Consider the following 19,968-nt stretch of genomic DNA (forward strand, 5'->3'; position numbering starts at 1 on the left):
CGAGTCGAACGCAGTGAGACAACGGAGCCGTTTACGGCGACGGCCCGAAGGGCGAGCGAAGCGAGTCATCCTGCACGACCTACCAATATAAAAAGGCGCCCTAAAGGCGCCTTTTTGCTATGCAGAGAAGAACCATTTCCCCTCTGATAACCATCAGCGTGAGCGTTATAACTGATACAACGGATCGCGGGCGCGGGCTGCGGTTAATTCACTGGCCTGCATACGCACCACATCCCACAGCGCCTGAGCAGCGGTTGATAAAGAGCGGTTTTTACGTCGGGCCAGCATCAGTTGCCGTTCAACAACCGGCGTCAGGCGCTTAACCTGCAAGTGACTGCCCTGCGGTAAGGGGAGCGCCAGCGCGGGCAGCACGCTGATGCCAATCCCCGCCTCAACCATCGGAAACAGCGTGGCGGGATGGCCAATCTCCTGAACGATATTGGCATCAATGGAAAAATGGGCCAGCGCAGCGTCGATCAGCGGTCGACTACCGGAAGCATAATCCTGTAGCACCAGGCGTTCGTGATACAAATCCTGCCAGTTCACCCACTCTCGTTGGGCTAACGGATGATCCTGGCGACACAGCAGCAGGAACGGTTCGGACAGCACGGCTTCACACTGCAAATCGGTGACTGCGCCGGGATCAATCACAATGCCAAAATCCACTTCTCCCTGGCGAATACTCTCCAGCACCCACTGCTGTGGCCGGTCGTGCAGCACAAAATCGATAGCCGGATAAAGCTGATTACTCTGGGCAATACACTGCGGAATAAGATGAGCAGAGATCGTCTGGCTGGCGGCAACCCGCACCGTGCCGGTTAACTGCGTTCCTACCTGTCCGGCTTCGCGCAGCGTGCTGTGCAATTCATCCAGAATACGTTCCAGCCGCGCCGCCAACTGGTGTCCGGCCTCCGTCAGTACCACTTCCCGCGTCGTTCTGTCTAATAACCGCACACCCGTCTGCCCTTCCAGCTCTTTTACACTATGGCTGACCGCCGACTGGCTTAAGCCGATGATATCCCCCGCCCGGCTAAAGCTTTTGGCTTGAGCGACGGTGACAAAGATACGCAACTGACGCAGAGAGTAATTCATCTATTCGATTCATATATGGATGCAATAAATCAATTTTATTTCTCAAACGGAAAAAAGCAAAATGTTACTACCGAATTTCAGGAGTCTTTATGAAACTTTTTCGTATTCTTGATCCGTTCACGATAACGCTGATTACCGTTGTTTTGCTGGCGTCCTTTTTCCCGGCCGAAGGTGGTTTTGTGCCTTTCTTTGAAGGCTTAACCACCGCCGCCATTGCCCTGCTGTTTTTTATGCACGGGGCGAAACTCTCGCGTGAAGCCATTATTGCTGGTGGTAGCCACTGGCGTTTGCATCTGTGGGTGATGTGCAGCACGTTTGTTGTCTTCCCGGTTCTCGGCGTTCTGTTCGCCTGGTGGGCGCCGGTCAACGTTGACCCGATGCTGTACACCGGTTTTCTGTACCTGTGTATTTTGCCTGCCACTGTGCAGTCGGCCATCGCTTTTACGTCGCTGGCGGGCGGTAACGTTGCCGCCGCCGTTTGTTCTGCTTCGGCCTCCAGTCTGCTGGGTATTTTTCTCTCGCCGCTGCTGGTAGGGCTGGTGATGAATATGCACGGCGCAGAAGGTAGCCTGGAGCAGGTGGGAAAAATCATGTTGCAGCTGCTGCTGCCGTTCGTGCTGGGTCACCTTTCACGTCCGTGGATTGGAAACTGGGTTTCTCGACATAAAAAATGGATCGCGAAAACGGATCAATCCTCTATTTTGCTGGTGGTGTACTCCGCCTTCAGTGAAGCCGTCGTTAACGGGATCTGGCACAAAGTGGGGGTGGGTTCACTGCTGTTTATCGTGGTGGTCAGCATCATACTGCTGGCAATCGTGATTGGCATAAATGTCTTTGTTGCGCGCAAATGCGGCTTTAACAAAGCTGATGAAATCACCATTGTATTCTGCGGTTCGAAAAAGAGCCTGGCGAACGGGATCCCAATGGCCAATATTTTGTTCCCGACTTCGGTGATTGGGATGATGGTGCTGCCGTTGATGATCTTCCATCAAATACAGCTAATGGTGTGCGCCGTGCTGGCGCGTCGCTACAAGCAACAGACGGACGCATTGCAGACGCAACAGAAAAGCCGCGCCGCGAAGGCTTAAAGAGGACGTTTCAGGGGCTGCACCAGTTGCGTCAGCCCCTCAGTTTTAATCAGCAGCGTGATTTGCATCAGCTCGCCAAGCTTGCCCGGCGGGAATTCATCCTTACGGGCAAACCACAGCAGATACTCTTCCGGGACATCAATCAACCGACGCCCTTTATATTTGCCAAAGGGCATCACAGTATTAGCGATGTCAACCAGCTGCTGTTTTTCCATCTCAGGCACCCAATAAGCGGATCATTTCAGCTTCATCGATCACGGCAATACCCAGTTCCTGTGCTTTTGCCAGTTTCGAACCCGCCGCTTCACCGGCAATCACCAGATCGGTTTTCTTCGACACGCTACCGGCCACTTTTGCACCTAACTCGGTCAGTCTCGCTTTGGCGTCATCGCGCGACATCAGGCTCAGGCTCCCGGTCAGCACCACCGTTTTACCTGCGAAGGGGCTGTCGATTTCTTCAGCGTTAATGACCACCGGCGCTGGCCAGTGGATCCCCTGCGCCAGCAGTTGAACAATTACCTCGCGGTTGCTCTCTTCGGCGAAGAAATTAAACACGTGCGTCGCCACCACAATGCCGACATCCGGCACTTTTTGCAGCTCTTCAATAGAAGCGGCTTCCAGCGCGTCGAGCGTGCCAAAATACGCCGCCAGACCTGCAGCCGTGGCTTCGCCGACTTCACGAATGCCTAGCGCATAGAGGAAACGGGCAAACGTGGTTTCTTTCGCTTTTTCCAGCGCATTGACCACGTTTTGCGCCGACTTCGGCCCCATACGATCAAGCCCCGTCAGTTTACCGGCGGTCAGGGTGAAAAGATCCGCCGGCGTGTGGACATACTCTTTCTCGACCAGTTGATCGATAATTTTGTCGCCCATACCGTCAACATCGAGCGCGCGGCGGGAAACAAAGTGTTTCAGCGATTCCTTACGCTGTGCTCCACAGATCAAACCGCCGGTGCAGCGAGTGACCGCTTCGCCTTCCACACGTTCAACGTCAGAATTACAAACCGGACAATGCGCTGGAAACACAATTTCGCGGGTATCGTCCGGGCGTTCAGAAAGCACGACGTTCACCACCTGCGGGATGACATCGCCCGCACGGCGAATGACGACTTTATCGCCAATACGCAACCCCAGACGCTCGATTTCATCAGCGTTATGCAGCGTTGCGTTACTGACCAGCACCCCGGCAACCTGGACCGGCTCAAGGCGGGCGACGGGCGTAATCGCCCCGGTACGTCCAACCTGAAACTCAACATCGCGTACGAAAGTCATCTGCTCCTGCGCCGGGAACTTAAAGGCCACAGCCCAGCGCGGCGCGCGGGCGACAAAGCCCAGTTGCTCCTGCAACGCCATGGAGTTGACTTTGATCACCACGCCATCGATATCAAATCCCAGCGTTGGTCGGTCTTCTTCAACCTTGTGATAGTAAGCAAGTACTTCCTCCGGGGAGTCGCAAAGCGCCACTCTGTCGCTTACCGGCAGGCCCCACTCTTTAAATTGCAGCAGGCGGCCCAGATGGGTATCTGGCAGCACGCCGCCTTCCAACACACCAACGCCATAGCAGAAGAAAGTAAGCGGTCGCTTCGCTGTGATACGCGGATCGAGTTGGCGCAATGAACCGGCCGCTGCGTTACGCGGGTTAGCAAACACTTTGTTGCCAGTGCGGCGGGCCTCTTCGTTAATTTTTTCAAATCCGGCCTGCGGCAGGAACACTTCACCGCGCACTTCCAGACGTGAAGGGATGTTTTCGCCACGCAGTTTTAACGGGATCGCGCGAATGGTGCGCACGTTAGAGGTAATATCTTCACCCGTGGTGCCATCACCACGCGTTGCAGCGCTGACCAGCACACCGTTTTCATACAGGATACTCACCGCCAGGCCGTCCAGTTTCAGTTCACAGCACCAGGTCAGTTTATCGGTACTCTTTAGCCTGTCCTGCACGCGCTTGTTGAAAGCGAGAAAACTCTCTTCATCAAACACGTTATCCAGCGACAGCATCGGCACTTCATGGCGAATCTGGCTGAACGCGGTTAACGGCGCTGCGCCAACGCGTTGGGTTGGCGAGTCGGGGGTAACAAGGTCCGGATGCTGCGCTTCCAGTTCGCGCAGTTCGCGCATCAGGCGATCGTATTCCGCATCGGGAATTTCCGGCGCGTCCATCACATGGTAGAGATACTCATGATGGCGAAGCGTGGTTCGCAGTTCTGTCAGTTGTTGTTCGATTGATTCCATATCGCACCATCAATGATAAAAAACCCCCGACAGGCGGGGGTTTAGAAAGGAAATGTCACGCCAGAGGAAAATCAGGCGCGAGATTCTTTAACTTCGCGGATGCGGTCCTGATACTCGCGCAGTTTCTGCGGCGTCATCATGCGACGTTGATCGTCGAGCACCACACCACCCACTTCATCGGCAATGTGCTGTGCAGACTGCAGCATCAGCTTAAAGTTTTGCAGCTCGTCCCCGTAGGACGGAACCTGCATAAAAATAGTCACACCAGGGGTGCTGAAGTCGCCCGTCATTTCTGGGTCAAACGTTCCCGGATTAACCATATTAGCAAGGCTGAACAGCGACGGACCGCTGCCATCCGGGCTCAAATGACGATGGAAAATATTCATATCGCCAAATTTGAAACCGGCCTGCTGAATGCTGTTGAGCAGCACTTCCCCGTTGAGCTCGCTACCATGATGAGCCGCAACGTTCATAATGATGACCGCTTCTTTACGCTGCGGTTTTTCAGCAACAGGCGCTTCTTCTACTACCGGCTCGGGCTGCGGTTGATGTTCAACGACAGGCTCTGCTGGCTGGAAGGTCTGCGGCGCAGGTTGCGGTGCTTGCTGAGCAGGTTGCTGAACCTGCGGGGCAACAGGTTGCTGCACAGGTGGCTGCTGAACAGGCTGATGTTGCACCGGCTGCTGCGGTTGCTGAACATGCGGCGGCGGTACCGGCGCTTGTGCAGGCTGCTGCGCAGGCTGACGCGGCTGAGCAGACGCATAAGGCGGCTGGTACTGGTGTTGCGGCGACTGAGGAGGAACACCATGTTCCTGCGCATTACCGGGAGCATGATTCACACGATGAACGCGAACTTCACCCACGCCTTCGTCTTCCTCGACGTTGTCGTCGAACGAATCCTCGTCTTCACGTTTAGACTTCATGCGTTTCAGTGGGCGATCGCGGAATATAGAAGACCGCTCTTTACGGCTAGTCCAAAAACCATGTACCAGTAAAGCGATTATGGCGATCGCGCCAACAATGATTAATATCAGACGCAAATCCTGCATCATTATATTCTCTGTTGTTCTAACACCTTGCCACCACGGCAAACATTTACTCACTAAGAGTATTTGTCGATTACGCCAAGTGCAAGTGTACTCTTGGCTTTCACGGCATAAAGATGAACAAAATTGTGCTTTTTGCTGTTTTTTCGAACATTTCCGAACAGCTTAACGCTCAACAACCCGGTAAGATACGCACAGTTTACCAGAGCTTATATAACAAGGAGTACGTCCTGACCATGGTTTCATCATCTGCAGTTGTACCTCGCAGCGGCCTTTATTACTTTTCTCAGGGATGGAAGCTCATCACCCAACCGGGCATTCGTCGTTTTGTTATTCTGCCTTTGCTGGTGAATATCCTGCTGATGGGCGGCGCATTCTGGTGGTTATTTACACAACTCGGTAACTGGGTCCCCGCGCTGATGAGTCACGTCCCTGACTGGCTTCAGTGGCTCAGCTATTTACTGTGGCCGATTGTGACCATTTCAGTGCTATTGGTGTTCGGCTACCTGTTCTCCACTATCGCCAACTGGATCGCCGCACCGTTTAACGGTCTGCTGGCTGAACAGCTGGAAGCGCGCTTAACGGGCGCAACACCGCCCGACACCGGTATTCTCGGCATTATGAAAGACGTTCCGCGCATTATGAAACGCGAATGGCAAAAGCTGGCGTGGTATCTCCCGCGCGCCTTTGTGTTGCTGATTCTCTATTTTATTCCAGGCATTGGGCAGACCGTCGCCCCGGTCCTGTGGTTCCTGTTCAGCGCGTGGATGCTGGCCATTCAGTACTGCGATTATCCTTTTGATAACCATAAGGTGCCTTTTAAGGAGATGCGCGTCGCGCTGCGCACGCGCAAGGTGACCAATATGCAGTTTGGCGCATTGACCAGCCTGTTCACCATGATTCCGGTGCTCAATCTGTTCATCATGCCGGTAGCAGTTTGTGGTGCCACGGCGATGTGGGTAGACTGCTATCGTGCTAAACATGCGTTATGGAAGTAATGCAAAAATGTGTAAAAGCGGGCTGGCTTATGCCCGCTCTTATTCCATACTGCTACGCATTATTTCTCATCAGCATATAGATATGCGAATTCCTTACTTCCCCATACTTTCTCAACAGGTATGCTGAAGCGGTATCCCAATTTCATACAGTTAAGGACAGGCCATGAGTAAGATTTTTGAAGATAACTCGCTGACTATCGGTCATACGCCGCTGGTTCGACTGAACCGTATCGGTAACGGACGCATTCTGGCGAAGGTGGAATCACGCAACCCAAGCTTTAGCGTCAAATGCCGTATCGGTGCCAATATGATTTGGGATGCCGAAAAACGTGGTGTACTGAAACCGGGCGTTGAGCTGGTAGAACCGACCAGCGGCAACACGGGGATTGCGCTGGCCTACGTCGCCGCCGCCCGTGGTTACAAACTGACTCTGACCATGCCGGAAACCATGAGCATTGAGCGCCGCAAGCTCTTAAAAGCGCTGGGCGCGAACCTGGTGCTGACTGAAGGCGCAAAAGGTATGAAGGGCGCAATTCAGAAAGCGGAAGAAATCGTAGCCAGCGATCCGGAAAAATTCCTGCTGCTGCAGCAGTTCAGCAACCCGGCGAACCCGGAAATTCACGAAAAAACCACCGGCCCGGAAATCTGGGAAGATACCGATGGCCAGGTTGATGTCTTTATTTCCGGCGTCGGCACCGGCGGTACGCTAACTGGCGTGACCCGTTACATTAAAGGCACTAAAGGCAAAACCGACCTGATCACCGTCGCGGTAGAACCTACTGACTCCCCTGTTATCGCCCAGGCATTGGCGGGTGAAGAACTCAAACCTGGCCCGCATAAAATTCAGGGTATTGGCGCGGGCTTCATTCCTGGCAACCTTGATCTGAAGCTTATCGATAAAGTCGTTGCCATCACCAATGATGAAGCTATTTCTACCGCGCGCCGCCTGATGGAAGAAGAAGGTATTCTGGCAGGGATCTCTTCTGGCGCAGCCGTGGCTGCCGCGCTTAAGCTCCAGGAAGATGAATCCTTTACCAATAAGAATATTGTGGTTATCCTACCGTCATCGGGTGAGCGTTATCTGAGCACTGCACTGTTTGCCGATCTCTTCACAGAGAAAGAACTGCAACAGTAATGCCAGCATGTTAAAAACGCGTAAAAAAGCACCCTTTGGGGTGCTTTTTTGTGGCCTGCTTCAAATTTTCAACTCTCCTGGCATTGATTCAACCCGCCGGAACTGGTATTTAACCAAACTAATTATTTTGATGCGCGAAATTAATCGTTACAGGAAAAGCGCTAGCTGAATCGATTTTATGATTTGGTTCAACTCTTCCTTTCGCGGCATAATGTTTAATGACGAACGAAACGTCAGCGGCAAGAAGTTGCCAGCAACGGATTGCACCGAACTCCTTTTGTGTCGCGTCCAGTTTACGCCGATGCTAACAATACAGGCTAAAGTTGAACCGCCAGGCTAGACTTTAGTTCCACAACACTAAACCTATAAGTTGGGGAAATATAATGTTCCAGCAAGAAGTTACCATTACCGCTCCGAACGGTCTGCATACTCGCCCTGCTGCTCAGTTTGTTAAAGAAGCAAAAGGCTTTACTTCTGAAATTACTGTGACTTCCAACGGCAAAAGCGCTAGCGCCAAAAGCCTGTTTAAACTGCAGACTCTGGGCCTGACTCAGGGTACCGTTGTCACCCTGTCCGCGGAAGGTGAAGACGAGCAGAAAGCAGTTGAGCATCTGGTTAAACTGATGGCTGAACTCGAGTAAGTTCAACGAGTTCTTTTAAATATCAGTCACAAGTAAGGTAGGGTTATGATTTCAGGCATTTTAGCATCCCCGGGTATCGCTTTCGGTAAAGCATTGCTGCTGAAAGAAGACGAGATCGTCATTGACCGGAAAAAAATTTCTGCCGACAAGGTTGATCAGGAAGTTGAACGTTTTCTGAGCGGTCGTGCCAAGGCATCTGCGCAACTGGAAGCGATCAAAACCAAAGCTGGTGAAACGTTCGGTGAAGAAAAAGAAGCCATCTTTGAAGGGCATATCATGCTGCTCGAAGATGAGGAGCTGGAGCAGGAAATCATAGCCCTGATTAAAGATAAGCACATGACGGCTGATGCAGCTGCGCATGAAGTTATCGAAGGTCAGGCCACAGCCCTTGAAGAGCTGGATGATGAATACCTGAAAGAACGTGCGGCTGACGTACGTGACATCGGTAAACGCCTGCTGCGTAACATCCTGGGTCTGGCTATTATCGACCTGAGCGCTATTCAGGAAGAAGTTATCCTGGTAGCCGCAGACCTGACCCCGTCAGAAACCGCACAGCTGAACCTGAACAAGGTGCTGGGTTTCATCACCGACGCGGGCGGACGGACTTCCCATACTTCTATCATGGCGCGTTCTCTGGAACTGCCAGCCATCGTAGGTACGGGTAGCGTCACCTCTCAGGTTAAAAACGACGACTATCTGATTCTGGATGCCGTAAACAACCAGGTTTACGTCAATCCGACCAATGAAGTTATTGAGCAACTGCGCGCCGTTCAGGAGCAGGTTGCTACCGAAAAAGCGGAACTTGCTAAGCTGAAAGATCTCCCGGCTATCACGCTGGACGGACATCAGGTAGAAGTTTGCGCCAACATCGGTACCGTTCGTGACGTTGAAGGCGCTGAGCGTAATGGCGCCGAGGGTGTTGGTCTGTACCGCACCGAATTCCTGTTCATGGACCGTGAATCGCTGCCGACTGAAGAAGAACAGTTTGCCGCGTATAAAGCCGTTGCTGAAGCCTGTGGCTCTCAGGCGGTCATCGTCCGTACCATGGACATCGGCGGCGATAAAGAGCTGCCGTACATGAACTTCCCGAAAGAAGAGAACCCGTTCCTGGGCTGGCGTGCCGTACGTATCGCCATGGATCGTAAAGAGATCCTGCGTGATCAGGTTCGCGCTATCCTGCGCGCCTCTGCTTTCGGCAAACTGCGCATCATGTTCCCAATGATCATCTCTGTTGAAGAAGTGCGTGCACTACGCAAAGAGATCGAAATCTACAAACAGGAACTGCGCGACGAAGGTAAAGCATTTGACGAAAGCATTGAGATTGGCGTGATGGTGGAAACACCGGCAGCGGCAACAATTGCGCGTCATTTAGCCAAAGAAGTTGATTTCTTTAGTATCGGCACCAATGATTTAACGCAGTACACCCTGGCAGTTGACCGTGGTAATGATATGATTTCACACCTTTACCAACCGATGTCGCCATCTGTGCTGACGCTGATCAAGCAAGTTATTGATGCTTCTCATGCGGAAGGCAAATGGACTGGCATGTGTGGTGAGCTTGCAGGCGACGAACGTGCTACACTTCTGTTGCTGGGGATGGGTCTGGACGAATTCTCTATGAGCGCCATTTCTATCCCGCGCATTAAGAAGATTATCCGTAACACGAACTTCGAAGATGCGAAGGTGTTAGCAGAGCAGGCTCTTGCTCAACCGACAACGGACGAGTTAATGACGCTGGTTAACAAGTTCATTGAAGAAAAAACAATCTGCTAATCCACGAGATGCGGCCCAATTTACTGCTTAGGAGAAGATCATGGGTTTGTTCGATAAACTGAAATCTCTGGTTTCTGATGATAAGAAAGACACCGGAACTATTGAGATTGTTGCTCCGCTCTCTGGCGAGATCGTCAACATCGAAGACGTGCCGGATGTAGTTTTTGCTGAAAAAATCGTTGGTGATGGCATCGCTATCAAACCAACCGGTAACAAAATGGTCGCCCCTGTTGATGGCACCATCGGCAAAATCTTTGAAACCAACCACGCTTTCTCTATCGAATCCGACAGCGGCATTGAGCTGTTTGTTCACTTCGGTATTGATACCGTTGAACTGAAAGGCGAAGGCTTTAAGCGCATCGCTGAAGAAGGTCAGCGCGTTAAAGTGGGCGACCCGGTTATTGAATTCGATCTGCCGCTGCTGGAAGAAAAAGCCAAGTCTACCCTGACTCCGGTTGTTATCTCCAACATGGACGAAATCAAAGAGCTGATCAAACTGTCCGGTAGCGTGACAGTGGGTGAAACTCCGGTTATCCGCATCAAGAAGTAATTCTTGCTGCAGAGAAAAATGGCGCCATCAGGCGCCATTTTTTTATATACTTCATCTTTCAGATTGCCTCTGTGTTGGCTGCAGTCGCTCACCCCAGTCACGTACTCATGTACGCTCCCGGGGATTCTCTCCTTTGCCGCCTTGATGCAACCTGAATGATTTTGTATATACCCCGACAACGGTTTTTTGTAGTTCGGAAAAGCGCTAAATTTGTGAGGTGACTGGTCGGTAACACGCCTCGCGCATCAGGATTTTCATCCCTTCCGGCCCGCTTTCCAGCATCCGTCGCTCCGAATCCGCCACTAACAGTTCACAATTGTAGCCACCCGCGATGCCAAACATGGCCCGCGCCACACAGATATCTTCCAGCGCCGTTGCCCCGCTGGTGTCAAAATGTCCAACCATACGCCCATTCTGGCGAACCACCAGCCGGTAACTCTTCATCGCGCCTCCCCTGCCGGTGGCAGAATTAACTCATCACAACCGCACAGATTGGTCCATTTCATCACTTCCAGTACGCGCTGTGCTGCATCGTGCGTCGCGGTTGTCAGCGCTTTACCCAGCACAATACCGCTCACCAGCTCAGCACAAAACAGATCGCCAGTTCCCTTCAGATCCGTTTTAACCCGTGGATGAGCGAACACCTCAACCGTTTCAGCCGTCACTACCGCCACGTTAATAATATCTTCGCTATCCCCCGGCGCGCTGGTGATCACCACCCATTTCAGCGTTTCGGTAAGCAGCGATTGCGCCGCCGTGATGGCTTCATCAAGCGTACGACACGGCTTTCCGCTCAGCATTTGCAGTTCAAACACGTTCGGCGTCAGTCCCTGAGCCAGCGGTAGCAGGTGCTGACGGTAGGCCTGCGGAATTTCAGCTTTTACATACATACCGCTGTCCGTATCGCCAATCACCGGGTCGACCAAAATGCACACTGTCGGATGCGTAGCCCGCACCGTTTTCAGCCACTGTGCTAACAGAGCGATTTGCTCTGCACTGCCCATATAGCCTGTAGTCACCGCCTTCAGCTCGCGTAAAGCATCACGCTCATTCAAGGCGCGGAGATACCCGCTAAACCAGTCGGCCGGAATAACGCCGCCGTAAAATGTTTCATAATGCGGGGTATTGCTGAACAGCACCGTAGGCACTGCCGTCACGCGTAATCCCTGCGCTTTAATGGCCGGAACGGCGATGCTGTTGCCTACGCTGCCATAAACCACCTGTGACTGGACGGCGACGATATCGGTCTGTAACGCCCGATGCTTGTCGCCGAAGAGCACTGACTGAATATCACTCCCCTGCTCCATAAATTTCTCCTCTCGCTGGACAGCGGGCTTACGCCTCACTATTATCGTCATATGCTAAAATTCATTTTGTCATAGGTCAATAATGATCGACGGAAAAACCGCTAACGAAATTTTTGACAGTATTCGTCAACATGTCGCTACAGGCACGTTGGCAGCAGGAGAAACGTTGCCGCCGGTGCGTGAACTGGCAACAGCATTGAACGTTAACCGTAATACTGTCGCGGCGGCTTATAAACGCCTGGTCACCTCCGGGCTGGCACAAAGCCAGGGACGTAACGGCACGGTAATCAAGGGGATTTCAGCCCCCGTTGCGCTGGAAGGTGGCAATCCAGATACCGCGCTTATCGATCTTTCCGGCGGTAATCCAGCCCCCGCGCGTCTTCCCGACCTCAGCCGTTATTTCGCGCAAATAAATAAGAATCCTCGTTTGTACGGTGATGCCGCTGTATCACCCGGCCTTGAGGCGTGGGCCGCGCAATGGATGCAAGATGCGATGCCAGCCACGGGAGAAATTGATATCACCAGCGGCGCCATTGATGCCATTGAGCGCCTACTGTGCGCCCATTTACTGCCTGGCGACAGCGTTGTGGTAGAAGATCCATGCTTTTTGAGTAGCATCAACATGCTGCGTTATGCCGGATTCTCCGCCAGTCCGGTCAACGTTGACAGCGAAGGCATGCAGCCAGACATGCTGGAAATCGCGCTACAGAAAGGCGCGCGGGCGGTGATTCTGACACCGCGCGCCCATAATCCGACAGGATGCAGTCTGAGCGCATCCCGCGCGACGCAATTGCAGGAAATCCTGGCCCGCTATCCGCAGACGCTGGTGATCGTCGACGACCACTTTGCGCTGCTGTCCGCATGCAGTTGGTATCCGGTGATTGCGAAGGAAACCACGCACTGGGCGATTGTTCGCTCAATGTCGAAAACTTTAGGCCCGGATTTACGCTTGGCCATCGTGGCCAGCGATCCACTCACTTCCGCGAAACTGCGTTTACGGCTCAACGCCGGCAGTCAGTGGGTCAGCCATCTGCTGCAGGATCTGGCCTGCGCCTGCCTGAGTGACGAGACTTATCAACACACGCTGGCGCAAACTCAGCAGTTTTACGCCGCCCAGCAGCAAAAGCTGGCAGCGGCTCTGCGGCTTCATGGCATTACGCTGCCCGACAGCGACGGTCTTAATCTGTGGCTGCCGCTAGAAGATAACAGCCAGGCGATCGCTTTTGCGCTGGCAAAGTCCGGCTGGCTGGTACGTGAAGGCGAAGTGTTTGGCGTCAATACGCCTGCGCATGGCTTGCGCATTACGCTGTCAACATTAGCAGACAGCGACATTGATAAGCTGGCGACTGATATCCATCAGGCGCTAAAGCGCTAACAGGAGAGAAAAAGTGCGAGTTCATTTTGTTATTCATGAGTCTTTCGAATCTGCTGGCGCGTACCTGCCGTGGGCCGAATCACGCGGCTATACCATCAGTTGGTCGCACGTTTACGCCGGAGAAACTGTTCCCGCTAATGCCGATGGCTTCGATATGCTGGTGGTATTTGGTGGGCCGCAGTCACCCCGCACCACGCTCGCAGAGTGCCCATACTTTGACTCTCAGGCAGAGCAACATCTGATAAACCAGGCGATTGCGGCACGAAAAATCGTGGTGGGGATCTGTTTGGGGTCGCAGTTAATCGGCGAAGCACTGGGCGCGAAGGTGTGCCAAAGCCCGGAAAAAGAGATTGGTCACTATCCGATCGCACTGACCGAGGCAGGCCAACAGCATCCGTTGTTCAGCCATTTCGGCTCACCGCTCAACGTGGGTCACTGGCACAATGACATGCCGGGATTAACCGACCAGGCGAAAATTCTTGCCACAAGCGAGGGATGTCCGCGACAAATCGTACAATACGGTAATTTCGTCTATGGTTTTCAGTGCCATATGGAGTTTACCGCCGAAGCGGTCGAAGGATTAATTCAGCACTCTGCGCAAGAACTGGCCGAAGCGAAAGGGAAACGCTTTATTCGCGCTGTTGAAGAGATGCGCACCTGGGATTACCAGCAGATGAATGAGACGCTGTGGCAATTCCTTGATAAGTTGGTAGAAAAACGTAACGATTGAACAGTGCGGGCCGGAGAAGACGCTTTGCGTCGTCATCCGGCGATCCTGCCGTACGGTTGCCTGCTAGCGCTACGCTTATCAGGCCGACAAATTAAATACCTAATCCCTGGCTGAAATGCTCTTCGCCAAAGACCCCGGTGGAAAGGTAGCGATCGCCGCGATCGCAGATAATCGCCACCACCACCGCCCCCGGTGTCGCGCGCGCCACGCGTAACGCGCCCGCAACCGCGCCGCCAGAACTCACTCCGCAAAAAATCCCTTCGCGAACGGCCAGTTCACGCATGGTGTTTTCCGCATCGTTCTGATGAATATCCAGCACCTCATCCACCAGCGAGGCGTTGAAAATGCCCGGCATATATTCCGCTGGCCAGCGACGAATGCCCGGAATACTACTGCCTTCTTCCGGCTGCAGGCCAACGATGGTGACGGGTTTGTCCTGTTCACGCAGAAAACGCGATACGCCGGTAATGGTGCCAGTCGTCCCCATGCTGGAGACGAAATGGGTAATACGTCCTGACGTCTGCTGCCAGATTTCGGGTCCGGTAGTCGTGTAGTGCGCATACGGGTTATCAGGATTATTAAACTGATCGAGAAGTTTACCTTCTCCGCGCTGCGCCATCTCAAGGGCTAAATCACGCGCCCCTTCCATCCCCTGCTCTTTGGTCACCAGAACCAGTTCAGCCCCGTAAGCACGCATCGCCGCACGTCGCTCCTGGCTCATGTTGTCTGGCATCAGGAGCTTCATGCGGTAGCCTTTCAGCGCGGCAATCATCGCCAACGCTATACCCGTATTACCGCTGGTGGCCTCAATCAGCACGTCGCCTGGCTGAATTTCCCCGCGCTTTTCCGCTTCAACGATCATCGACAACGCCGCGCGGTCTTTCACCGAACCTGCGGGATTATTGCCTTCCAGCTTGACCCAAATTTCACTGCCGTTATCCGCCGTCAGACGTTGTAATTTCACCAGAGGCGTATTGCCAATTGTTTGTTCTAATGTGTTCACGTTTTCAGCTCAATAAAATGCCGGGTGGCGCTGCGCTTANCCCGGCTTACAGGTCATGCACCACCCGTTAAGCCCGGTAAGCGCAGCGCCACCGGATGATAACTATACGAATTAACCTATCAGGCACTTTGCGCCAGGGCAAGTTCCTCTTCACGCGTTTCAATACGCTGGTCGCCATTATACAAACGCGCATTTTGCAGCCCAACAAACAGACGTTCGCCGCGGTTCGGGGAATCATCGCCCTGCATAATCACCGTCAGCGGTTCGTTATACCACCCCAAGGGTTGCACAACTAATTGGGTGTAGTGTCCTTTCGGACTGGCTTCCAACACCTGTACCGGCAACGGTGAATCCAGACTGGTACGACGGCTGACGTCCACTTCCCACGGACGCAGGAACAGATCCACCGGACCCTGATAGCCAGGCGTATAGCCCAACGGCCAGCGATGTGCGCCCACGTGGAATTGTCCACCGCGAATCGTCCCTTGCAGGCGGTTAACTTCACCCATAAATTCCAGGACAAAACGGGTAGCCGGTTCGCGCCATACCTGATCGGGCGCATCGGCCTGCTCGATATGACCCTGGCTCATCACCACCACGCGGTCTGCGACTTCCGTCGCTTCTTCCTGATCGTGGGTAACAAACACGCTGGTGAACTTCAGCTCTTCATGCAACTGACGCAGCCAGCGACGCAGTTCTTTACGCACCTGAGCATCGAGCGCGCCAAACGGCTCGTCGAGCAACAAGATCTGTGGCTCTACCGCCAGCGCACGCGCCAACGCCACGCGCTGCTTTTGCCCCCCGGAAAGCTGTGCCGGGAAACGGTCCGCCAGATGAGCCAGTTGAACCATCTCCAGCAGTTTGGTCACTTTTGCTTTGATCGTCACCGCATTCGGGCGCTCCCGCCGTGGCAGAACAGTCAGACCAAAAGCGATATTGTCGAAAACAGTCATATGACGAAACAGCGCATAGTGCTGAAACACGAACCCCACCTTACGGTCGCGGGCGTGCAAACGGCTGACGTCAGTGCCATGGAAACGGATATGCCCGCTGGACTGATGCTCCAGCCCGGCGATGATGCGCAGCAGCGTGGTTTTGCCCGATCCAGAAGGCCCCAACAGGGCGACCATCTGACCTGAAGGAATATCCAGCGAGATATCGTTCAGCACCTGGGTGCGACCAAAAGACTTCTTAATATTGGCAATCTCAATGCTCATGATTTTCCTCCTGCTGCGCGCGTTTCTCCTGGTTTTCCAGGCGCCATTGCAACATGCTCTTCAAAAACAGGGTAATAATCGCCATCAGCGTTAATAGCGCCGCGGCGGTAAAGGAGCCGACTGTGTTGTAGTCCTGCTCCAGTAATTCAATCTGTAGCGGCAAAGACAAGGTTTCACCGCGAATCGAGCCAGAAACCACCGATACCGCGCCGAACTCGCCAATCGCACGGGCGTTGGTCAGCACCACGCCGTACAGCAATGCCCAACGGATATTCGGCAGCGTAACGCGACGGAACATTTGCCAGCCGGATGCGCCAAGCAGAACCGCCGCCTCATCTTCATGGCTGCCCTGGCTTAACATCACCGGCACCAGTTCGCGCACCACAAACGGACAGGTCACGAACACCGTCACCAGCACCATTCCCGGCCAGGCAAACATAATTTGCAGGTTGTGTTCATCCAGCCATCCGCCAAGCGGGCCGTTAGAGCCGTAAAACAGCAGATAGACCAGGCCGGCGACCACCGGTGAAACGGCAAACGGAATATCCAGTAACGTGAGCAACAACTGGCGTCCAGGGAAGTTAAATCGGGTCACCAGCCAGGCCAGTAACACGCCAAACACCAGGTTCACCGGCACCGCAATCAGCGCAATCAGCACCGTCAGCCAGATGGCGTGCAGCATGTCCGGATCAGCCAGGTTGTGTAATACCGGCATCAACCCCTTGCTGAACGCCTGCACGAAGATGTAAACCATCGGCACCAGCAAAATAAAGGCGGATACCAGCATGCCCGTGCCGATCAGAAACCATTTCCCCCAGTTGATGCGGGGTGCGCCATAACGTTTCAATTGGGTAATGTCTGCCATCAGTGACCTACCACGCGTCGACCAAAGCGACTTTGCAGGGTGTTAATTGAAAACAGCAGCAGCAACGAAGCCCCGAGGATCACAGATGCAATCGCGCTGGCGGCCGGGTAGTCAAACTCCTGCAAACGAACAAAAATCATCAGCGAGGTCACTTCCGTTTTCCATGCGATGTTTCCGGCGATAAAGATAACCGCACCAAACTCACCGAGACTGCGGGTAAACGAGAGCGCAACGCCCGCGACTAGCGCGGGAGACAGCTCCGGCAGTACCACTTTACGAAAGCTCTGCCAGCGCGTAGCGCCGAGCGTTTCCGCCGCTTCTTCATACTCCGGACCTAACTCTTCCAGCACCGGCTGCACGGTACGCACCACGAATGGAATGCTGGTAAAAGCCATCGCCACCGCAATGCCAAGCCAGGTGTAAGTCACTTTAATATCCAGCTTCGCCAGCCACTCGCCGTAGAAACCATTGACCGAAAAAAGCGATGCCAGCGTCAGACCTGCTACCGCCGTAGGCAGCGCAAACGGCAGATCCATCAGCGCATCCAGCAGCGTACGGCCCGGAAAGCGATAGCGGGTTAAGATCCACGCCATCAGCAAACCAAACACGCCGTTAAAAATCGACGCCACAAACGCCGACAGCAGCGTCACTTTATAAGCCGCCACCACCTGCGGGTTGGTAATCACATCCCAGTATTGCGCCCAGCTCATTTGCGCCAATTGCATCACCAGCGCGCTAAGCGGCAGCAGCAAAATCAGGCAGACAAACAGTAAGCTGGTGCCCAAACTTAAGGTAAAGCCGGGCAGCACGCGTCGGGAAGAAACAGCAAACATTTACTTACGCCCCGCCGCCAACAGTTTGTCCAACTCACCGCCGCTGACAAAGTGCGTTTTCATTACCTCAGGCCACGAGCCAAACCTGTCTTCCACGCGGAAAAGTTCGGTCTGCGGGAATTTATCCTGCAGTTTGTCCATCACCTGCGGGTTATTCACGCGGTAGTAGAAATCGGTAATGATGGTTTGCGCCTGCGGGCTGTACAGCCAGTTCAGGTAAGCTTTTGCCGCTTTTTCAGTACCGTTAGCCTGCACATTTTTATCTACCCAGGCCACCGGGAACTCCGCCAGAATGTTGACCTTCGGCACCACCACTTCGAAGCCCTGGTCTTCATACTGTTTACGGATGTTGTTCACTTCTGATTCAAAGGTGATCAGCACATCGCCCAGACCGCGTTCCACGAATGTGGTGGTTGCCCCGCGACCGCCGGTATCAAACACTTCCACGTTTTTCAGAAACTGGGTCATGAACTGTTCAGTTTTGGCTTTATCCCCACCATCCGCTTTATCTGCCGCGCCCCACGCAGCCAGATAGGTATAACGCGCGTTACCGGAGGTTTTCGGATTCGGGAAAATCAGTTTCACGTCCGGGCGAACCAGGTCGTTCCATTCGTGGATATTCTTCGGGTTACCCTTACGCACCAAAAACGCCATGGTGGAATAGAATGGCGAACTGTTATTCGGCAGACGGCTTTGCCAGTCGGCCGGGATCAGCTTGCCTTTGTCATGCAGGATCTGTACATCGGTCACCTGGTTATAGGTCACCACATCGGCTTTCAGCCCCTGCAGAATCGCCAGCGCCTGTTTTGATGACCCGGCATGAGATTGTTTAATCGTCAGTTTGTCACCGCCGTTATCCTTCGCCCATTGCTGTTCAAACGGCGGGTTAAGGGCGGCAAACAGCTCGCGAGAGACATCGTATGAACTGTTCAGCAGCTCCGTTGCCTGCGCCTGACCCACCAGCAGCAGCATTGCTGCCAGCGTCAGGGTTCTTTTTTTCAGTAAGTTAACGGCCATTGCGCACCCTTATAAATTTAATGACTTTCTTATGGTCATCATATTTATAACCAGTGCTAAAGGAGTAACGGTTTTATATACCGTTTGATGATTTGAAAGTTGAAAAGAGAATAAGGGTACCTCCTCCCCAGCGCACGGGGAGGAGACCGGCATCAATCAGACGCCGACGCTAACGCTTTCAGGCAGGGTGCTGCCGCCATCAATCACGTTTTGCGTGCCAGTCAAGTAACTGGACTCATCCGACGCCAGGAATGCCGCCAGTTCACCAACCTCAAGTGGGCAGGCCAAGCGGCGCATCGGGATCGCTTTTGCCATTTCGACTAATACGGATTCAGGATCCTCCGGATTAGACTGACGAGCGATATTTTCCGCCATCGGCGTACGAACGTAGCCCGGGCAAATAGCATTAACGCGAATGCCGGACTGCGCGTATTCCACCGCCAGAGATTTGGTCAAACCGATGATTGCGGCTTTCGACAGCGCGTAGGCCGTTTCGCCCGGATCGGCAACCATATCGCCGGTCACAGATGACATCATCACAATGCGCCCGTCTTTGCGGGCAATCATCTCCGGCAGAACGGCTTTCGTCACGTTCCAGACGCCTTTAATGTTGATATCAATGTGGAAATCGCGATCTTCATCGCTCATATCAAGGAAGTTGCCGAGGCGACATACGCCCGCATTGTTGACCAGAATATCGATTTTTCCTTCAATCTTCTTAGCGCGTTTTACCGCTTCCGTGACCGACGCAAAATCTCTGACGTCAGCGTGTACGGCGGTGCAACGGTGCCCGCGCCCAGCCAACTCATCCGCCAGTTTTTCAATCTCATCGGAGATATCCAGCAGGATTAGGTTCGCGCCATGGCGGGCAAATGTTCTGGCGATCCCTTCGCCAATACCCTGAGATGCGCCCGTAATCAATGCTGTTTTGCCCGTGAGTTTTCCCATTTCAATATTCTCCTTTTGAATATGAAGCATTCGCTTCATTCACGCAGAAGATACAGCAATAACAAATAAGTGCTGAGGAATAGCTCACTAAATCAGGTTAATCTCAGGTAAAAAAAGT

The 19,968-nt window shown here is 53.4% G+C and carries 20 protein-coding genes and 1 other RNA gene; 9 read left to right on the forward strand and 12 right to left on the reverse strand.

The genetic code is table 11. The annotated features are described in order from the left end of the window. Window positions 1-85: non-coding RNA, RtT sRNA (locus OGW44_RS04885), on the forward strand; the annotation flags it as partial. A gap of 80 nt (window positions 86-165) precedes the next feature. Here the strand turns inward: OGW44_RS04885 and OGW44_RS04890 are convergent. Further along, on the reverse strand, window positions 166-1,092 hold the full coding sequence (locus OGW44_RS04890) for a LysR family transcriptional regulator (protein WP_016153919.1): 927 nt from the start codon (window positions 1,090-1,092) through the stop codon (window positions 166-168). An 89-nt stretch (window positions 1,093-1,181) separates the two neighbouring features. On the opposite strand from OGW44_RS04890, the gene OGW44_RS04895 reads away from it, so the two are divergent. Then, window positions 1,182-2,180 (forward strand): bile acid:sodium symporter family protein, encoded by a 999-nt coding sequence (locus OGW44_RS04895; RefSeq protein ID WP_185654980.1) that lies wholly within the window; start codon window positions 1,182-1,184, stop codon window positions 2,178-2,180. On the opposite strand, the gene OGW44_RS04900 is transcribed toward OGW44_RS04895, so the two are convergent. The 3 genes from OGW44_RS04900 to zipA all read right to left on the reverse strand — a co-directional run bounded on the left by OGW44_RS04900 (window position 2,177) and on the right by zipA (window position 5,464). Beyond that, complete coding sequence (locus tag OGW44_RS04900) at window positions 2,177-2,395, reverse strand: DUF3820 family protein (protein ID WP_019077344.1); 219 nt, start codon at window positions 2,393-2,395, stop codon at window positions 2,177-2,179. The genes OGW44_RS04895 and OGW44_RS04900 overlap by 4 nt on opposite strands. A 1-nt stretch (window position 2,396) precedes the next feature. Then, complete coding sequence (gene ligA / locus OGW44_RS04905) at window positions 2,397-4,412, reverse strand: NAD-dependent DNA ligase LigA (protein WP_019077345.1); 2,016 nt, start codon at window positions 4,410-4,412, stop codon at window positions 2,397-2,399. 71 nt (window positions 4,413-4,483) lie between these two features. Continuing rightward, a complete protein-coding gene (zipA, locus tag OGW44_RS04910) occupies window positions 4,484-5,464 on the reverse strand; it encodes a cell division protein ZipA (RefSeq protein ID WP_065554062.1) in 981 nt (326 codons plus the stop codon). 230 nt (window positions 5,465-5,694) lie between these two features. Here zipA and cysZ point away from each other — a divergent pair, with 230 nt between their 5' ends. From cysZ to crr, 5 genes are all read left to right on the forward strand, one after another. Then, window positions 5,695-6,456, forward strand: a complete 762-nt coding sequence (gene cysZ, locus OGW44_RS04915; protein WP_016153924.1) for a sulfate transporter CysZ — start codon at window positions 5,695-5,697, stop codon at window positions 6,454-6,456. A gap of 163 nt (window positions 6,457-6,619) precedes the next feature. After that, window positions 6,620-7,591, forward strand: a complete 972-nt coding sequence (gene cysK, locus OGW44_RS04920; protein WP_005121957.1) for a cysteine synthase A — start codon at window positions 6,620-6,622, stop codon at window positions 7,589-7,591. Window positions 7,592-7,974: 383 nt separating this feature from the next. Further along, complete coding sequence (gene ptsH, locus OGW44_RS04925) at window positions 7,975-8,232, forward strand: phosphocarrier protein Hpr (RefSeq protein WP_002913505.1); 258 nt, start codon at window positions 7,975-7,977, stop codon at window positions 8,230-8,232. A gap of 45 nt (window positions 8,233-8,277) precedes the next feature. Further along, entirely contained in the window at window positions 8,278-10,005 is a 1,728-nt protein-coding gene (gene ptsI, locus OGW44_RS04930) for a phosphoenolpyruvate-protein phosphotransferase PtsI (protein WP_016153925.1), read from the forward strand. 40 nt (window positions 10,006-10,045) lie between these two features. Continuing rightward, window positions 10,046-10,555, forward strand: coding sequence for a PTS glucose transporter subunit IIA (gene crr, locus OGW44_RS04935; protein WP_000522253.1), 510 nt, complete (start codon window positions 10,046-10,048; stop codon window positions 10,553-10,555). A gap of 204 nt (window positions 10,556-10,759) precedes the next feature. On the opposite strand, the gene OGW44_RS04940 is transcribed toward crr, so the two are convergent. Both OGW44_RS04940 and pdxK read right to left on the reverse strand, forming a co-directional pair. Then, a complete protein-coding gene (locus tag OGW44_RS04940; RefSeq protein WP_016153926.1) occupies window positions 10,760-10,999 on the reverse strand; it encodes a hypothetical protein in 240 nt (79 codons plus the stop codon). Further along, window positions 10,996-11,862, reverse strand: a complete 867-nt coding sequence (gene pdxK / locus OGW44_RS04945) for a pyridoxine/pyridoxal/pyridoxamine kinase (RefSeq protein WP_047499829.1) — start codon at window positions 11,860-11,862, stop codon at window positions 10,996-10,998. Before pdxK ends, OGW44_RS04940 begins: the two co-directional genes overlap by 4 nt. Before the next feature lie 82 nt (window positions 11,863-11,944). Between pdxK and ptsJ the strand changes: the two genes are divergently transcribed. Next, window positions 11,945-13,237 (forward strand): MocR-like B6 salvage transcription factor PtsJ, encoded by a 1,293-nt coding sequence (gene ptsJ / locus OGW44_RS04950; RefSeq protein WP_185654979.1) that lies wholly within the window; start codon window positions 11,945-11,947, stop codon window positions 13,235-13,237. 13 nt (window positions 13,238-13,250) lie between these two features. Beyond that, entirely contained in the window at window positions 13,251-13,967 is a 717-nt protein-coding gene (locus tag OGW44_RS04955; protein WP_185654978.1) for a type 1 glutamine amidotransferase, read from the forward strand. Between the two features lie 91 nt (window positions 13,968-14,058). Here the strand turns inward: OGW44_RS04955 and cysM are convergent, their stop codons facing one another. The 6 genes from cysM to ucpA all read right to left on the reverse strand — a co-directional run bounded on the left by cysM (window position 14,059) and on the right by ucpA (window position 19,850). Further along, window positions 14,059-14,970 carry a cysteine synthase CysM gene (cysM, locus tag OGW44_RS04960; RefSeq protein WP_016153930.1) on the reverse strand — a complete coding sequence of 304 codons (912 nt, stop codon included), beginning with the start codon at window positions 14,968-14,970 and terminating at the stop codon, window positions 14,059-14,061. 119 nt (window positions 14,971-15,089) lie between these two features. Further along, the gene (gene cysA / locus OGW44_RS04965; protein WP_047416377.1) at window positions 15,090-16,187 is read right to left on the reverse strand and encodes a sulfate/thiosulfate ABC transporter ATP-binding protein CysA; all 1,098 of its coding nucleotides are present in this window, start codon (window positions 16,185-16,187) and stop codon (window positions 15,090-15,092) included. Further along, window positions 16,177-17,052 carry a sulfate/thiosulfate ABC transporter permease CysW gene (gene cysW / locus OGW44_RS04970; protein ID WP_016153932.1) on the reverse strand — a complete coding sequence of 292 codons (876 nt, stop codon included), beginning with the start codon at window positions 17,050-17,052 and terminating at the stop codon, window positions 16,177-16,179. Before cysW ends, cysA begins: the two co-directional genes overlap by 11 nt. Then, window positions 17,052-17,885 (reverse strand): sulfate/thiosulfate ABC transporter permease CysT, encoded by an 834-nt coding sequence (cysT, locus tag OGW44_RS04975; RefSeq protein ID WP_003038061.1) that lies wholly within the window; start codon window positions 17,883-17,885, stop codon window positions 17,052-17,054. The genes cysW and cysT overlap by 1 nt, the downstream gene beginning before the upstream one ends. Next, window positions 17,886-18,902, reverse strand: a complete 1,017-nt coding sequence (locus OGW44_RS04980; RefSeq protein WP_016153933.1) for a sulfate ABC transporter substrate-binding protein — start codon at window positions 18,900-18,902, stop codon at window positions 17,886-17,888. It abuts the gene before it with no gap. Window positions 18,903-19,058: 156 nt separating this feature from the next. Further along, the gene (gene ucpA, locus OGW44_RS04985; RefSeq protein WP_016153934.1) at window positions 19,059-19,850 is read right to left on the reverse strand and encodes an SDR family oxidoreductase UcpA; all 792 of its coding nucleotides are present in this window, start codon (window positions 19,848-19,850) and stop codon (window positions 19,059-19,061) included. Window positions 19,851-19,968: the final 118 nt, after the last annotated feature.

Origin of the sequence: Citrobacter sp. Cb023 (assembly GCF_030336805.1) — a bacterium.
GTDB lineage: Bacteria > Pseudomonadota > Gammaproteobacteria > Enterobacterales > Enterobacteriaceae > Citrobacter > Citrobacter braakii.

Excerpts from the sequence above, each read along its gene's own strand:
- OGW44_RS04895 (WP_185654980.1), top strand. The coding sequence starts at position 1,182 with ATGAAACTTTTTCGTATTCTTGATCCGTTCACGATAACGCTGATTACC.
- zipA (WP_065554062.1), bottom strand. The coding sequence starts at position 5,464 with ATGATGCAGGATTTGCGTCTGATATTAATCATTGTTGGCGCGATCGCC.
- crr (WP_000522253.1), top strand. The coding sequence starts at position 10,046 with ATGGGTTTGTTCGATAAACTGAAATCTCTGGTTTCTGATGATAAGAAA.
- OGW44_RS04980 (WP_016153933.1), bottom strand. The coding sequence starts at position 18,902 with ATGGCCGTTAACTTACTGAAAAAAAGAACCCTGACGCTGGCAGCAATG.
- OGW44_RS04900 (WP_019077344.1), bottom strand. The coding sequence starts at position 2,395 with ATGGAAAAACAGCAGCTGGTTGACATCGCTAATACTGTGATGCCCTTT.
- ptsH (WP_002913505.1), top strand. The coding sequence starts at position 7,975 with ATGTTCCAGCAAGAAGTTACCATTACCGCTCCGAACGGTCTGCATACT.
- cysA (WP_047416377.1), bottom strand. The coding sequence starts at position 16,187 with ATGAGCATTGAGATTGCCAATATTAAGAAGTCTTTTGGTCGCACCCAG.
- OGW44_RS04940 (WP_016153926.1), bottom strand. The coding sequence starts at position 10,999 with ATGAAGAGTTACCGGCTGGTGGTTCGCCAGAATGGGCGTATGGTTGGA.
- cysT (WP_003038061.1), bottom strand. The coding sequence starts at position 17,885 with ATGTTTGCTGTTTCTTCCCGACGCGTGCTGCCCGGCTTTACCTTAAGT.
- ptsJ (WP_185654979.1), top strand. The coding sequence starts at position 11,945 with ATGATCGACGGAAAAACCGCTAACGAAATTTTTGACAGTATTCGTCAA.
- cysW (WP_016153932.1), bottom strand. The coding sequence starts at position 17,052 with ATGGCAGACATTACCCAATTGAAACGTTATGGCGCACCCCGCATCAAC.
- ptsI (WP_016153925.1), top strand. The coding sequence starts at position 8,278 with ATGATTTCAGGCATTTTAGCATCCCCGGGTATCGCTTTCGGTAAAGCA.
- ligA (WP_019077345.1), bottom strand. The coding sequence starts at position 4,412 with ATGGAATCAATCGAACAACAACTGACAGAACTGCGAACCACGCTTCGC.
- ucpA (WP_016153934.1), bottom strand. The coding sequence starts at position 19,850 with ATGGGAAAACTCACGGGCAAAACAGCATTGATTACGGGCGCATCTCAG.
- cysK (WP_005121957.1), top strand. The coding sequence starts at position 6,620 with ATGAGTAAGATTTTTGAAGATAACTCGCTGACTATCGGTCATACGCCG.
- pdxK (WP_047499829.1), bottom strand. The coding sequence starts at position 11,862 with ATGGAGCAGGGGAGTGATATTCAGTCAGTGCTCTTCGGCGACAAGCAT.
- OGW44_RS04890 (WP_016153919.1), bottom strand. The coding sequence starts at position 1,092 with ATGAATTACTCTCTGCGTCAGTTGCGTATCTTTGTCACCGTCGCTCAA.
- cysZ (WP_016153924.1), top strand. The coding sequence starts at position 5,695 with ATGGTTTCATCATCTGCAGTTGTACCTCGCAGCGGCCTTTATTACTTT.